This is a genomic window from Pseudoalteromonas sp. S16_S37, from assembly GCF_014694405.1.
Lineage (GTDB): Bacteria > Pseudomonadota > Gammaproteobacteria > Enterobacterales > Alteromonadaceae > Pseudoalteromonas.
In genome coordinates, this window is the sequence record NZ_JAAUWV010000034.1 from 1 (window position 1) to 13,871 (window position 13,871).

Consider the following 13,871-nt stretch of genomic DNA (forward strand, 5'->3'; position numbering starts at 1 on the left):
TGGACAATGCCGATAAGAAATTGGAAATCGGCCTTGAATCGATTTATGATCGAATTCGAAGACCGATTAAAAGATGTTATTTAAAACTGGCAGTTACACAAAATGTGTTACAGGGTCTTTGAAGGGTGTTGTCGCCTATAATCTATTGTATAACGCAAACATAAACCCTCGTACCCATTACAAGTTACTGACAACCTAGCTCAAAAATGCTAGCTTCTCACAACAATAAATAAGGATATAGATAATAACGCAGACCGTTGAGGCTATTTCGTCATTCTGAACTTGCTTCAGGAACTTCATCACTTAAACGAGTCGCGTTTACTATAGATAACCGTTTTTTACGCAAATAATAAACAATGATCTTCTCTAAACATCTTATTTTAATTTTTGGTGCCGCTGCGCCTTTAAAAGTCACTCATCATTATTTTTTGGAACACTAACATGACCAACAACAATTTTTCTCAAACTGCGGCTTTTATTTGGTCGGTTGCAGATCTTCTGCGTGGGGACTTCAAACAATCTCAATATAGTCGCTTTTGTTTGCTATTTATCTTACTTTACGTTTGGTAAAGGTGGAGAGCACAATAATTGTGCGGCTGTAAAACTCATATAGTGTCGTGTTGAGAAGCAAATAGTCTCTGCACTGCGGAGACAATTAAGTTTGACGCATATCAATACCTTGATTTACACCGATGAGTCACTACTGACTATCTAAAATTCGCTAACAAGATATTCAGCTCAAAGAAGACAAGCCTTCACAGTACGTGATAAGTTGACTGAAAACGAAACGGTGATGAGTCAAATTGCCAATAATACCCGTGAACAAGCGATGCTTGGCGATTTTCCAAAAGCAATTGATGATGCCATCTTAGATAGCAATGAAGCTCATCAAGAGCAAATGATGCAGTTGTTATCTGACCCATCTAAAACCGCTCAGTTTGCAAAAGTGGTATTTGATATGTTGTATGGGTTTAAAAGATAACAAAAGGGTAGTGATTTGTGGTAATGCACTCTGTCTTAAAGAATAAGAGAAAACCTATGGCATTCAGTGAATTTGAAATAAAACGAATAGAAAAAGTGGTGGGTGAGGCCGTTGAAAAGCGCCGTCCGCCTGTGCATCTGCGCAATAAACTTGATATTGGCTTTCGCATTGACAACCAAACGGTGTTTATATTTGAGCGCCGCCCTGATTGGCGTGATAAAACCCAATACAACGAGTTTGAGAATGTTAAATTCACTTATGTTAAGTTGCAAAAAATCTGGAAGATTTATTGGCTTCGGCAAAACCTAAAATGGGATGATTACGAGCCAGACCCAACAGCGAAGAGTATTGAGCTTGCGCTTGCGGTAGTCATGAAAGATGAGTTTGGTTGTTTTTGGGGGTAGCCTCCGACGGAATCAAAAGGGCGCCCTTTCATTTTCAATCCGAGGGCTTTGTGAATAGCTTAGCCCAAAGACGCTTTTTTAAAGTGAGCTAATGTGTGTCGAATTGGATAAATTGAGATTGCGATAATACTTGCTATGTTACATGACCAAAAAACTATTTTATACGCAGGCTTTAACTCATGGTAATCAAAATAGCCTCTTGCGATAAGTTGCATCATCATTACAGCCATGACGATCAAAGTTGTATATAGGTTGAATCGTGTGACTAGAGAGAATTGAATATAACGTATTCTATGAATACAAAACACTGCTGACAAAAATATAAACTGATTAATCAAAACAACGAGATAAAACACTCGGATCTTGTCATCTAATTGCGCTAAAAATGGCCCTGTAAAAAACGCCTCGAGTTCTGAGCCAATAATATGAAACATCAAGATACACAAAGCAGTAATAAAGCATGAGTGCATTTCATGCAGATGCAACGAGTTGAGATTTTTACCGCTTGCTGTAAATAATGACCATTTACATGTAGGGAAATAGGCAACAACAAACCAAAAAACAATTAAGAATTCGTAACCTTTCAAGTACCAACCGATGTGATGCAAAAGCTCATTTAATTCCATGTGCGGTCCTTTAATGGCATTTTGGTTAACTAGTTTACCTTACTAAAAACAAAAATGGCGATCATAGATCGCCATTTAACATGAATGAATTTTATATGTAAGAGATTTACTCTACAGCAGTTTTTCTTTGCTTCAAGTACTCTTTGATTGAGCGAATAGGGTATGAGCAGAGAGCTCCTACAGCAATAAAGTTGCAAAGCCAGCCACCAACTACATAAATCACACTTAGTTCATGATAATCATAGTATCCGCGGGCTATTAACTCCATACCTAACAGCATCATGACAACCAAAGAACTATAAGTGCATATTCTTGCTGTTGCTGAAAAAGTGCACCCTCTAATAAGGTGTAAACATACTAATGTTAGAATAAATGAAAACCTAACAATTATCATCGTGGTATAAAATAGCTTGATTCTCTCATTACTATCTAGTTGAAGAGATAATATGAGTTGCTCAGTTTCAGACCCAATCAAATGAAAAATCAAAAAAGAAAATGCAGTTAAAAAACAAGAGTATAGTTCATGTCTCTGTACTGAAAATGGGTCTTTTTTTATCCCAAAAAACAGCTTCCATTTCATTTTTGAGAACTTATACAACCAAAATAGCACTATTAAAAGTTCTATTACTTTTAGCACCCAACCAGCGCTATAAAAAAATTCATTCATGTTCCTTCCTTTGATTTAACTTTTTAGCATTTGCAAGAGTATAATGTAGGCCAAAAACTCCCCTGCGCTTTGTATGGCAAAGTAATGTCTCCAGTTCCACCACCCACGAGTTGCGCTTTATCTTTTGATAACTCTTTTAGTTTCTTCGTTTTAATAGTTAGTTTCATTGAGGTTTTCATTATCCAATTCCTTATCTTTGGGTATACATTCCTTACCTCAACGCGAGAAATTAACGTATTTGGTACAAAATAGCAACAAGCTGAGTGGCGTTAATTTTCACGTAACGGTTTGGTTTGTATAAATTTATTAATAATTAGGCGCCAACTGCAACAACCTATTTGCGAGTTGACTAGGTTATGTTACGTTTTTCGCTTTGACTGAACAAACATTTTTAGATGATAAGCGAGGTCTCAAGTGCTTTTGTTTAATCGCTTTTATTCAATAATAAAAAGGATCATATTACTTTGTGCAACCTAGCAATTATGTTGAACAGCAAATGATAGGTTATGTTAGACCCCTACCTTCGTTAGGATGACGCTGTAGTAGTTGACGCATTCGTGGTTGATGTAATCGTGGTCAGCATATTAATAGGATTAGCATTGGCAGGTTTATTAATCGTTTAGCGTGTCGCCCTGAACTAGTTTCAGGGTCTTCCTTCGAGTCACTCTGGCTGTGCAACAGATCCTGACCTTCGTCGGATGACGCTGCAGTGGTTGACGCATTCGTGGTTGATGTAATTGTGGTCAGCTCATGAATGGGATTAGCATTGGCAGGTTTATTAATCGTTTAATGTGTCGCCCTGAACTGGTTTCAGGGTCTTCCTTCGAGTCACTCTGCATGTGCAACAGATCCTGACCTGCGTCAGGATGACGAGGTATATAGGAGAGGTGAGCATTACTGTATCATTTTATTCAGTTTTTATTAGCATTAAAATCATATGGTTACCTGAAATTTATTGGCAAAGCCACACCACTGAACATGTCATTCAACACAAAATCAGCTAAACACCATACTGCCGTCAGGTGTTTTAAAATCAATTTATATAACTTGGTGACTTATTCACACACACTAATACAAAGGATAAGTGATGCGTTATATATCTATGCCCATTCTGTCATTGTTTTGCATGCTCACGATGAGCGTGAAAAGTATGGCCCAAGATAAGCCCTGCGTGGCAGAGCAAGAATACTTTGGCGAGCAGCCGCCGGGTTTAATACCAAAACTGTTCGACCCTAAAATTGTCTCTCCTGAGGGGCGCTTTGAAGGGGGGACGTTTAACCATGATATGACTGAGTTTTATTTCACTCGTAAAAATGGCAAGTATAAAAAGCGCACCTTTTTTGTTATCCGTTATGAAAATGGTTGCTGGGGGGAAGAGGCTGAAACGGATATTCGCTGGCCGCAATTTTCTGCTGATGGCAAGGTGATGCGCCTTGGTAAGCAGTATAAAGAGCGTACAGCAACAGGTTGGTCGGCGCCTAAAAGCCTAGGCACGTTTATACAAGAGCAGGGGCATGGTTTGTCTGTGTCGGCAAACGGAACTTACTATTTTCCGTTTTATAAAAAACAAGATAATGGCCATGGCAACATCGGCTATTCAAAGCGAGTGAATGGCCAATACCAAGACCCGATAAAGCTGGGGCAACAGATCAATACCGGTGAGTGGATAGCACACCCTTATATTGCACCCGATGAATCATATTTAATGTGGGATGTGGTGCGCGATGTAGGTCATGGTGGGTCTGACATTTATATCAGCTTTAAAAATAAAGAAGGAGAGTGGCTACCTGCCATCAATATGGGCGAGCATATTAACACTGACTCTGATGAAAGTTCGCCTTGGGTTAGTCATGACGGAAAATACCTATTTTTCTCTCGAGGTGATTGGTATCGTCGAGCAGATGGCAGCAAAAACTGGGTGGGTAGAAGTTACTGGGTGGATGCAAAAGTGATCGAAAACTTAAGACCTAAACTCTAACCCTAAGCGCGGCGCAGTCATCAGTTGGTGGTTGCGCTTTAGGCGGCAAAAGTTAAGCACCGAGTATAAGTAAGGTGTTGGCTTAGGTTGTTACGAGGTAGCAGTGAGTCATAATTTCGTCATTATAGTATCGTGATTTCGTCATCATTTATTTCTGAAAAGGTAACAATGGGGCCGTATCTTCTGCGACTTGTTAATTTTAGTCGTTCACTTAGAAGTAGAAGTACAGATGAAAAAGCCTCTTTCAGTTAGTTTTGCCGCAGCACTTACTTTGTCAGGATTAACCCATGCCATATCGGCACACGCGCAGCCTTTAGTTTTCGATACACAAGTAAAAGTTGTTACCGCTAATTTATGGCATGATTTAAGTGCCAAGGCACATTACTACGAAGCAGGCGTTGCCGAGTTTAAACACTTAGACGCCGATATCATTTTTACGCAAGAAGCCGATGGTGCCAGTGCTCGCCTTGCAAATGACCTTGATATGTATTTGTGGCAAGGCAGCTACGCGGCAAGCTCAATGGGTATTTTGTCTAAATTTCCGATCAAACAGGTGATAGATACTGATACAACGGGTAGTCATATTGGTGCGGTATTAGATATTAATGGTCGCGATGTGGTGGTTTGGTCAAACCATTGGAACTATAAGCAATATGTATCTTACGATGCACGCGGTGGCAATGGCACAACGTGGGCGGCGCGCAAACACTGCCAAGCTGTAAGTGATAGTAACGAGTTAGATGCCCTGAACGACCAATCACAGCGACCGATTCAGGCAGCCAGTTTACTGCAAAGTTTAAAGCCTTTTATTGAGCAGGGTATACCCGTGATTGCAGGTGGTGATACCAATGAGCCAAGTGGTTTAGATTGGCGTGCCAACACTGCCAATATGTTTGATCATAAAGGCACGGTATATGATTTTAAATCTCATCGTATCGTGCGCGCTGGCGGGCTGACAGACAGCTATCGCAAGCTTTATCCAAATCCTGTTACGCATCCTGGGATATCGTGGCCGTTTAGACAAGAAGATAGCTGGACCAAAGGCAGCACTTACATTAAAGAATGTGGCAGAGCATTAGATGACAGAGATCGAATCGACTTTATTTATTACAACCAACAGGCCGATGGTGTGAGCTTACAAAGTGCTGCGTTTGTGGGGCCACGTTTTAATACCTACTTTAGTGGCCCCGATGGGCAAGATGCGCAGCATAATTGGCAAGACCCTTACGTAGGGCGATTGGTTAATAGCGAAACACAAACGCATGAGTATGGCATTTATGACTTCCCATCGGATCACCTGTGGTATCAAACGTCATTTATCATTAAAACGCCGTCAGATAAAAGTACAAGTGTGTCGCTTGATAACAATGCCAAGTTTGATAATGTGCTATTAAGTGCAGCAGGCACCGATCTGCAAGTAACATTTACACTCAGCAATAGCCAATATTTAGGCAAAGATAGTAACTACTTGGTCAATGTCTCGAGCAAAAACGCAGGACCAGCGGACCAAAGTGGTGGCAGTGTTAGTATTTCGAGCAATCAGTTTGAGCAACAAATTTCTTTACTGATCCCTAAGCGCTTTTTAACCAGCCAACTAGCGCAAAATGATATTCAATTGCGCTTATTCCATCACAACGGTGCATCTCTTCGCGTGGATGCGGTGTACGATTTAAGCTGGGCAGCAATCGGTGCTGTGATTGACTTGGGCGCTACCACCAATACCACCATTAGCGCCTCCAAAACGGTTTATGGCGTTAATGAACCTATTGTTGCCAATTTTAGCAATGCACCGGGCAACGCCAAAGATTGGATTGGGATTTACCACAAAGGCAGCCCAAGTGACGGCTCAGTTTATTCGATAGACTGGCAATATATAAATGGGCAAACGTCAGGTAGTAGAACCTTTGCAGGATTAGCAGCGGGGGAGTATTTGCTAAGAGTGTTTGCCGATAATGGCTATACGTTGCTTGCGCAAACAAGCTTTGTGGTGCAATAGTTTTATCACCATTTTATAAAAACTGAGCCAGCATCACGCTGGCTCAGTTGTTTTGTTCAAGCTCTCTGCCAGCGCGCTGACGCCATTACATATCTCGCATAACGAAAGTCATGCAGGCGTTTAAGTGCGCCTGATGCATATTCAAGCTTAGCTCTATCCTATAGAGTGTTCGATTGAGAGGCTTTGAGTTCGCTTACCAATGGAGTTATGGTATTTAAGATTGACCACGAAGTTACGTCTTGCGCCTTATCACGAGGCAGCCCTCAATTATCAACATTTTAGAAATACGCCTGAAAAGGGCCCTCGAATGGATAAGCCGCAGTGTACTCTATTTCATGGTTGTGATACTTTTCTGACTATTAATGAACGCTTGCTTGGGAAGCCCTAACAAGCCAATTAGAAAACAAAATTTTATGCAATTATCACCTAGTTTAACGGCGCTTATTGAAGCGCTGCGTTGTTTACCAGGAATAGGCCCAAAGTCAGCGCAACGGATCGCATTTCATCTTTTAGAGCGTGACCGAGACGGTGGCACACAGCTTGGTAATAGTTTGACAAAAGCCATGCAGGTCATTGGTCATTGCCAATCTTGTCGAACTTTTACTGAAAATGAGCATTGCGATATTTGTCAAAGTATTAAACGCCAAGATAGCCGTTTGTTATGTATTGTAGAATCGCCCACCGATGTATTGGCGATTGAGCAAACAGGTCAATATCAAGGACTCTATTTTGTTTTAATGGGTCATTTGTCGCCCATCGATGGGATAGGGCCTAAAGAAATTGGTTTAGATTTACTAGAGCAAAAACTATCGCAGGGTAATATCGATGAAGTGATCTTGGCCACTAACCCAACGGTTGAAGGCGAAGCGACAGCTCACTTTATTGGCGAACTGTGCAACAAATATCACGTTGAAGCATCAAGGATCGCCCATGGTATGCCCGTCGGTGGCGAACTCGATCTGGTTGATGGTATGACGCTAATGCATGCGTTTTCTGGTAGGCGCAAACTGAGTTAAGCAACACCATTATTGATGAAGTAGTAGCCGAAGGCGTTTGGCCTCGGCTTTTGATAATAACAATCAGATACAAGGATTATGTATGAACAAACTGCTCCCATTCATATTTATTGCTCCCTTTTTATTAAATGCAAAAGAAGAGCGTTCAATATTTGTAACAACGTCCCCACCTGATCACAGTTTTATGAAGTTGGTCACCACGGACTCATATGCAAAATCGCAGCTGATCCGAGTAGGAACTACTCGTTCTAAAGAGGGTCAACGCTATATTTCTTTTGAAGAAGCGTACAGCGATTTTTTCGACGAACTTGTGACTGTTGCTAAAGAGCGCTCTAAAAAATATAACATGGATGGGGCATGCAACATCAAAGTGACCTATCAAGTAACAGAAGAGTACTATTACTTTGCTGGTACTTATGACTATTGGCAAAGGTAAATTCTCTTATGATTGAAATGCTGTAAAAGAAATTGCAGCGTTTTGAAAATTGCCAGATACAGAACAAATGATTGAGGTAGTCTCAACTTCACTCAAAATGAACCAGCGAAAGTTACAATCTATTTCTAGTCAGAGAAAAATTGTCGATCTCCCCTTGAAGTTAAAAATCTCCCCCCCATATCTGATTGCATATTAACACTGCATCAATTGGTTATACCGGAGAGAACAATGACCGCAGCTCAAAAAGAAACATTAGGCTTTCAAACAGAAGTCAAACAACTATTAAACCTAATGATCCATTAAATTTAGTTACTAAAACTTACACTCCTATATTTTCCTATCTTTCATTATATCATATTAAAATCAATGGTTTGTGTTGTCTATAATCTCTAGTGTTTTATCTTGTTGTCCGTTTCGTTCCGTTTGATTCGGTGGAAAGCGTGTCCAAATTTGTGTACCATATTTTTGGTGATGTTTTTCTTGGTACACAAAAGGTGGATACATGAAAGTTACAGCGGCTAAACTCAAGAGCATTCACGGCAAACCATATGATGGTAAGGCCGAGGTAACAGACGGGGATAATTTAAGTCTAAGGATCTCTCCCAAGGGTAAGATCGCTTTTCAAATGCGTTACCGCATAAATGGTAAGCCGGCTAGATTTAGACTTGGCGCTTATCCTGAAATGTCCCTAGCTGAAGCTCGAAAAAAATGTGAAGAGCAAATGCAACTTGTTAGGCAGGATTTAGATCCTCGCAATATGGTGGCATTGAGCGAGATCGAGCTACCTGATGAAAACAATCCGACTATTTCAGAATGTATCGATTATTGGTTTAAGCTCTATTGCTTGAGCAAACGAGAGCGGCCCTATGAAATACTAAACAGGGTTTCAAGTTGCATTAATAAAGACTGGATGAGCCAATACATAAGCCAAATGAACAAAAGCCATTTCTCTGCGCTGTTTTTGTCTATGTCAAAGGAGGGTGTTGAAAAAGGGCGTGGTGCTGGTTATGCGTTTAATTCAATAATTGAATTAAGAACAGTGCTTAGGTATTGCCTCCGACAAGGGTTTATCAAGAACTCTGAATTTGAAGCGCTTAGACCGGGTGATTTTGCAAGGGACTACGACAGCCGAGAGCATTTTTTGTCACTTGACGAGTGTAGGCGCATTTGGAAAAACGTTGATCACCTAGCGTTAACTGACCGAAACAAAGTAATGCTGCGTTGTGCAATGGTTTTTGGTTGTAGGATTAGCGAGCTATACACCGCGCATAAAAGTGATTTCGACTTAGATGCCAAGTTGTTTACGGTTAGACGAGAAAACACCAAAGGTAAGGTTCACTCAATAGTAAGGCCAATTCCTGATATATTGATTGAAGACTTGAAATACCTTAAGGGTTTAACACCTGGTTATAAACATATTTTCCCAAATCGTGACGGAGATAAGCCAGCAAGTAGCGCTAGTGTCAGCCGCATTGCATCAGCCTGCTATGAGTATATTGATGGCGTGAACGAGTTTAGAATGCACGATTTCAGGCGAACTATATCAACGCACCTTACTGATGCGGGATGCCCTTTGCAGTTCACTGAGAAACTACTCGGGCATAAAATGAAAGGGGTTCTTGCAATATATAACAAGTCCCCCATGCTTGATGGCTTGACGGAGTGGGTTAATAAATGGGTTGTCATGCTTGAAGCTGATCTTCAATAGTGCTGCATAACTTTGCGCAATGTTCGTTTATTACTTTTTTATGCCAGCGCCTCATTCGACCGTTGTCGATTGCTGGCTCTGGTATTAGTTTCTGGTTAACCCAAGGGGTAACCGTTTTTGACGCGATGCCGTAGATTGCGGCTACTTCTTTTGTGCTGTAAAACAGGCTGCTAGGTAAACTCATTTGTGCTGCTCCTTGTAAGTTACTTAACTACGCCAATCTCTGAGAAAATGGCTCTAAATTCATCTGTACGATCACCAAGGTATGTTATAAAACAGCCTTTGGTGGTGCCTTTTTTAAGCTTGTTGTTCTCATCATGAAAATGAGTGCGACCATTTAAAAAACAGCTTAAACCAGCATTTAACAGCTTTTGGCACCATGCTTCTGAGCTGTTCACAAACGTGATGTTCATAGCTTCTTTGATATTTCCAGCATTAAATTGATACAGGAGATAATCAATCCAGTCACCGTTTGATGGAATATCAGTATCTATGCAGTGGCCACGATATTTACTGTAGTTAGGATCGTTGCATATTTTCTTCTGGCATTTTGTTTTACATGCCTTTTCGCCCTTGTTGAACGGGTGATTCATCCAAAGTGTTTTCGCGATCCATGGTTGTTTAAGTCCATCGACGCTTTTGTCAAAAAACCGAAGTGCTTTAACGTTTTGATTCGCAGTTTCACAGCTTGCTGGATCTAACTCGATTACTGGGAACATTCTGTGCACGTAGGCAAGAAGCGTGGGCGGCGTGTAGTATTCAGCGCAGCCGCTATCTTGATTTATTAGTTGGTCGTTGCCCATTTTCATTACCCCACTAACACGCTACGAGCGCCGTTGTGGTTAGGTTCACTAACAATGCCGTTTGCAACCATATCATCAACTATCCTAGCCGAGCGGTTGTAACCAATTCTGAATTTACGCTGGATTGCGGATACAGAAACGCGCCCCTCAGATTTAACAAAATCAACAGCATCGGTGTAAAAAATGTCGTTGCCGCTGGCGTCTATAAATGGGTTACTTGTTGGCTCTTCGACCTCTTCGTGATCGCTTTCAGTTGATTGGCTTAGTTGTTGTAAAAGAGCTGTAATGAGACAGGTAAGCTCATTGGTAACTAGAATAAAATCAGCGCTGAGCTTTAATGCCATGTCCTCATTTGGCATGTCAGCGTTAGCTTCCTTTATGATGTCCGAGTACTTTATTTGGCTAATGATTCCGCTGTTACTCAAAGAAAATTTAAGCTTGTCGCTTTTCATTGCTAGCTTTGTGACCAGTGAGTCATTGAGGAGCGCTAGCACTTCACTTGTACTGAGCTCTTGGTCTTTTAAAGTTACTTCTGAGCTTTTTTCACAAGAGTCTGTAAATGTGGCGTCACCTCCAAATTCAAAGCCATCTAGAGGCTGTTGGTCACGCAGGTGTAGTGTGAGAGTTTGCGCAATATCAGCATTAGAAAATGCAGGCACAACTGGTAGAGTGCCAAGTGACTTGCGAAGTAGCGCGAGCAATGCCTCTGCTTTTTTGAAGCTGCTAGCATTGACGATAATTAACTCTGATTCTGTGTCGATCAGCGCATATTCATAAGAATTTTTGACAAAAGCCTGTGGTAATAGGGTGCTCAACAGGTTTTCTTTTAGCTCTTCACGTTCCTTTTTATTAACTGGACGATTCTCTTCTAGCTCGATTGTATCTACTTTATTTTGAAGTATTTCGTTTATCACAGCAGGTGGCAATACCTTTTCTTGCCTGCGAGCTTTAACAAGTATTTTTCCGTCATCAAAATGAGCTAGGGAACTGCCATGCTTACCTAGCGCGTTTACCCATCCGAATGTGCTTATTTCCTGTTCTCCGCAGCTTCTTGCAGGGTCTTGTGAAAGTGCAGCTTCAAATTCGCCTTGATCATAATTTGGCTTGTCTTTGTATTTGTATGCTATTGCGTTAGTGAAAAACATGTTTATCTCCTTACATTACGCTTAATAGCGCTGGGTATTGAAGCCCGATAGGGGCGAATGGAATGTCATCATCGAAATCCGCTGGCGGCTCCATTGGGTTTGATGGAGTACCAGTTTGTTGTCTGGGCGTAAAATTACCTTGTTGCTGTTGCTGTTGCTGTGGTCTTGCTGATTGCGCTGGGCGTTGTGCATTCTGCTGTTGCGGAGCTTGGTTAGTGTGCTGCTGCTGACCTTGCTGCTGAGCATAGTTATTTTGCTGTTGGCCACCGCCTTGTTGCTCGCCACGACCGCCTAGCATTTGCATTTGGCCGCCCATATCAACCACAATTTCAGTGGTGTATTTCTCTTGGCCACTTTGGTCAGTCCATTTGCGTGTCTGCAAACGACCTTCAATATAAACCTGTGAGCCTCTACGTAGATACTCACCCGCCACTTCAGCTAACTTTCCAAACAACACCACTCGGTGCCACTCGGTGCGCTCTTGCTGCTGGCCTGTGTTTTTGTCTTTCCAGCTGTCTGTAGTGGCAATACTGATCTGAGATACAGCATTGCCATTAGGCATATAGCGGACTTCAGGGTCTTTGCCCAAATGTCCAACTAAAATTACTTTGTTTACACCGCGTGCCATTAGTAATCGCTCCAGCTCGTTTCGTAATCACAAGCGTCAATCCCTTGATCAACAATGATTTCACCTTTCATTGCATAAACGTTGAAAAGAATTTTATCGATGTTGTAAAGTCGGCCAGCACATAAGCGCTTATCTGAGTCATTATCACCTACAGAGAGAGATAGCATTTCATAGTTACCTGACTCCTTTCTTTTTGATAAATGCAATCTGTAGTCGCAAGAAAAGCTGGATTCATCTGCCTCTTTATCAATACCAATAATCAAAGAATCACTGCCACTGATTAACGGCTTAATATGCAATGTGATCTCACCCTCAGGCTCATACTCACGCGCATTCTCAACAATTTTCTCGACTATGTATGAAAGTGTTAACTGTTCAGGTACTTCTGAAAACACTTGCTGTAACTCTTTATCAAGAACATCTTTTAAGCGTTCATCATAAAAACTTTGCGCAGCTAGTTTTAGGCGATTAGTAACAAAATCATGATAAACGGGTAAGTCATCTAAACTGTCTAACGCGGGCATTATTGCCTTGGTTAATTGCTTTTCTATTGCTTTTCCTAAATCGCTATAGCTTCTAAATACACTATCTGCGGTGCTGTTAATTAAACCATCAACTTTTTCTTCAATGGCTTTTTCAAGCGCCCCAGCTTGTATGCGCTCATTAAGAATGCGACTAAACATATCTTGTGCCGTTGTGTTGCTTGGGTCTATTTTTGGTGAGAACTCTGTGTTATCTGGCATTTACTTATCCTTAATTCATTACTAAAAGCGTTGGGGTATATAGAGCAAGCACAATTGCAACTAGCGCTAGTACGAAGTGATTGCTACGTGTAAAGAGCTGTGCCATATCTGGGCGCTTGTTATTAGTTGGAGTGTCATGCAACATCAGCATCTATCTCTTTAATTTTCAAGTAAACGACTGCCGCAGCTTTAGCATCAATCAGTGCATCGTGAGCACCCTCAAGGTTTTCACCCGTGAAATATCGGTATGCTTCGCTTAATTTTGGCTGCTTGTAACCATAACGGCCTTTTGGTGATAGCTGCATAATTGGCTTAGCGAGCAGCATTGTGCAATGATGGTCTTCTTTGTTTGCCCATGCCTCTTGCGTTTCTTCATTAAAGAAGCGCTTAAGGCCAATACGGATAATTCGCTGGTCGAAAGTGCGGTTAAATGCATTTCGCTCTGACCCCTCACAGAACTCAACTAGTTTTTGAATTGCATCTTTTTCTGGGATACCCTCAGCTAAAGCGCGTTCATTTGTAATGCCGTGAATATCGATTGTCTCTTGTGGGATTTCCCAGCCATCTGGTTTAACGATGATATTAAGTTGATCAATTTCTTCACCGGTATCCAAGTTGTGCTTAATAGCGCCAATTTGTACAGTGTGAGGTTGCGCTTCGTCGTCGCTCGGTTTTTTCCATTCAGGTAAACCTGTTGTTTCAGTGTCATAAGTTACTAGTGTTGCCATGATGACTATCT

15 protein-coding genes and 1 pseudogene are annotated in these 13,871 nt (G+C 41.3%); 8 read left to right on the plus strand and 8 right to left on the minus strand.

Annotated elements, in window-relative coordinates; translation table 11 throughout:
* Window positions 1-441 precede the first annotated feature (441 nt).
* From HC733_RS23550 to HC733_RS14370, 3 genes and pseudogenes are all read left to right on the plus strand, one after another.
* Window positions 442-558: pseudogene (locus HC733_RS23550) on the plus strand (type I restriction-modification system subunit M N-terminal domain-containing protein); the annotation flags it as partial.
* 214 nt (window positions 559-772) lie between these two features.
* Window positions 773-982, plus strand: a complete 210-nt coding sequence (locus tag HC733_RS14365; protein ID WP_238937563.1) for a hypothetical protein — start codon at window positions 773-775, stop codon at window positions 980-982.
* A 56-nt stretch (window positions 983-1,038) separates the two neighbouring features.
* Window positions 1,039-1,386: a DUF3024 domain-containing protein gene (locus HC733_RS14370; protein WP_190365716.1), complete on the plus strand. Its 348-nt coding sequence runs from the start codon at window positions 1,039-1,041 to the stop codon at window positions 1,384-1,386.
* Between the two features lie 59 nt (window positions 1,387-1,445).
* On the opposite strand, the gene HC733_RS14375 is transcribed toward HC733_RS14370, so the two are convergent.
* Window positions 1,446-2,012: a hypothetical protein gene (locus HC733_RS14375; RefSeq protein ID WP_190365717.1), complete on the minus strand. Its 567-nt coding sequence runs from the start codon at window positions 2,010-2,012 to the stop codon at window positions 1,446-1,448.
* 106 nt (window positions 2,013-2,118) lie between these two features.
* On the minus strand, window positions 2,119-2,679 hold the full coding sequence (locus tag HC733_RS14380; RefSeq protein WP_190365718.1) for a hypothetical protein: 561 nt from the start codon (window positions 2,677-2,679) through the stop codon (window positions 2,119-2,121).
* A 1,087-nt stretch (window positions 2,680-3,766) separates the two neighbouring features.
* Between HC733_RS14380 and HC733_RS14385 the strand changes: the two genes are divergently transcribed.
* From HC733_RS14385 to HC733_RS14405, 5 genes are all read left to right on the plus strand, one after another.
* Entirely contained in the window at window positions 3,767-4,657 is an 891-nt protein-coding gene (locus HC733_RS14385; protein WP_190365719.1) for a PD40 domain-containing protein, read from the plus strand.
* Between the two features lie 229 nt (window positions 4,658-4,886).
* Complete coding sequence (locus HC733_RS14390) at window positions 4,887-6,653, plus strand: endonuclease/exonuclease/phosphatase family protein (protein WP_190365720.1); 1,767 nt, start codon at window positions 4,887-4,889, stop codon at window positions 6,651-6,653.
* Window positions 6,654-7,066: 413 nt separating this feature from the next.
* A complete protein-coding gene (gene recR / locus HC733_RS14395) occupies window positions 7,067-7,669 on the plus strand; it encodes a recombination mediator RecR (RefSeq protein ID WP_190365721.1) in 603 nt (200 codons plus the stop codon).
* Between the two features lie 82 nt (window positions 7,670-7,751).
* A complete protein-coding gene (locus HC733_RS14400) occupies window positions 7,752-8,105 on the plus strand; it encodes a hypothetical protein (protein ID WP_190365722.1) in 354 nt (117 codons plus the stop codon).
* A gap of 502 nt (window positions 8,106-8,607) precedes the next feature.
* Complete coding sequence (locus HC733_RS14405) at window positions 8,608-9,813, plus strand: tyrosine-type recombinase/integrase (protein WP_190365723.1); 1,206 nt, start codon at window positions 8,608-8,610, stop codon at window positions 9,811-9,813.
* Here the strand turns inward: HC733_RS14405 and HC733_RS14410 are convergent.
* From HC733_RS14410 to HC733_RS14435, 6 genes are all read right to left on the minus strand, one after another.
* Complete coding sequence (locus HC733_RS14410) at window positions 9,788-9,997, minus strand: helix-turn-helix domain-containing protein (protein ID WP_190365724.1); 210 nt, start codon at window positions 9,995-9,997, stop codon at window positions 9,788-9,790. The genes HC733_RS14405 and HC733_RS14410 overlap by 26 nt on opposite strands.
* 19 nt (window positions 9,998-10,016) lie before the next feature.
* On the minus strand, window positions 10,017-10,616 hold the full coding sequence (locus HC733_RS14415) for a hypothetical protein (RefSeq protein WP_190365725.1): 600 nt from the start codon (window positions 10,614-10,616) through the stop codon (window positions 10,017-10,019).
* 5 nt (window positions 10,617-10,621) lie between these two features.
* A complete protein-coding gene (gene rdgC, locus HC733_RS14420) occupies window positions 10,622-11,761 on the minus strand; it encodes a recombination-associated protein RdgC (RefSeq protein ID WP_342366019.1) in 1,140 nt (379 codons plus the stop codon).
* A gap of 10 nt (window positions 11,762-11,771) precedes the next feature.
* Window positions 11,772-12,389, minus strand: a complete 618-nt coding sequence (gene ssb, locus HC733_RS14425) for a single-stranded DNA-binding protein (protein ID WP_190365726.1) — start codon at window positions 12,387-12,389, stop codon at window positions 11,772-11,774.
* Window positions 12,389-13,132, minus strand: coding sequence for a hypothetical protein (locus HC733_RS14430; protein WP_190365727.1), 744 nt, complete (start codon window positions 13,130-13,132; stop codon window positions 12,389-12,391). The genes ssb and HC733_RS14430 overlap by 1 nt, the downstream gene beginning before the upstream one ends.
* 134 nt (window positions 13,133-13,266) lie before the next feature.
* Complete coding sequence (locus HC733_RS14435) at window positions 13,267-13,860, minus strand: 3'-5' exonuclease (protein ID WP_190365728.1); 594 nt, start codon at window positions 13,858-13,860, stop codon at window positions 13,267-13,269.
* Window positions 13,861-13,871: the final 11 nt, after the last annotated feature.

Coding starts and splice junctions, on each gene's coding strand:
- HC733_RS14370 (WP_190365716.1), top strand. CDS start 1,039: ATGGCATTCAGTGAATTTGAAATAAAACGAATAGAAAAAGTGGTGGGT.
- HC733_RS14375 (WP_190365717.1), bottom strand. CDS start 2,012: ATGGAATTAAATGAGCTTTTGCATCACATCGGTTGGTACTTGAAAGGT.
- HC733_RS14380 (WP_190365718.1), bottom strand. CDS start 2,679: ATGAATGAATTTTTTTATAGCGCTGGTTGGGTGCTAAAAGTAATAGAA.
- HC733_RS14385 (WP_190365719.1), top strand. CDS start 3,767: ATGCGTTATATATCTATGCCCATTCTGTCATTGTTTTGCATGCTCACG.
- HC733_RS14390 (WP_190365720.1), top strand. CDS start 4,887: ATGAAAAAGCCTCTTTCAGTTAGTTTTGCCGCAGCACTTACTTTGTCA.
- recR (WP_190365721.1), top strand. CDS start 7,067: ATGCAATTATCACCTAGTTTAACGGCGCTTATTGAAGCGCTGCGTTGT.
- HC733_RS14400 (WP_190365722.1), top strand. CDS start 7,752: ATGAACAAACTGCTCCCATTCATATTTATTGCTCCCTTTTTATTAAAT.
- HC733_RS14405 (WP_190365723.1), top strand. CDS start 8,608: ATGAAAGTTACAGCGGCTAAACTCAAGAGCATTCACGGCAAACCATAT.
- HC733_RS14410 (WP_190365724.1), bottom strand. CDS start 9,997: ATGAGTTTACCTAGCAGCCTGTTTTACAGCACAAAAGAAGTAGCCGCA.
- HC733_RS14415 (WP_190365725.1), bottom strand. CDS start 10,616: ATGGGCAACGACCAACTAATAAATCAAGATAGCGGCTGCGCTGAATAC.
- rdgC (WP_342366019.1), bottom strand. CDS start 11,761: ATGTTTTTCACTAACGCAATAGCATACAAATACAAAGACAAGCCAAAT.
- ssb (WP_190365726.1), bottom strand. CDS start 12,389: ATGGCACGCGGTGTAAACAAAGTAATTTTAGTTGGACATTTGGGCAAA.
- HC733_RS14430 (WP_190365727.1), bottom strand. CDS start 13,132: ATGCCAGATAACACAGAGTTCTCACCAAAAATAGACCCAAGCAACACA.
- HC733_RS14435 (WP_190365728.1), bottom strand. CDS start 13,860: ATGGCAACACTAGTAACTTATGACACTGAAACAACAGGTTTACCTGAA.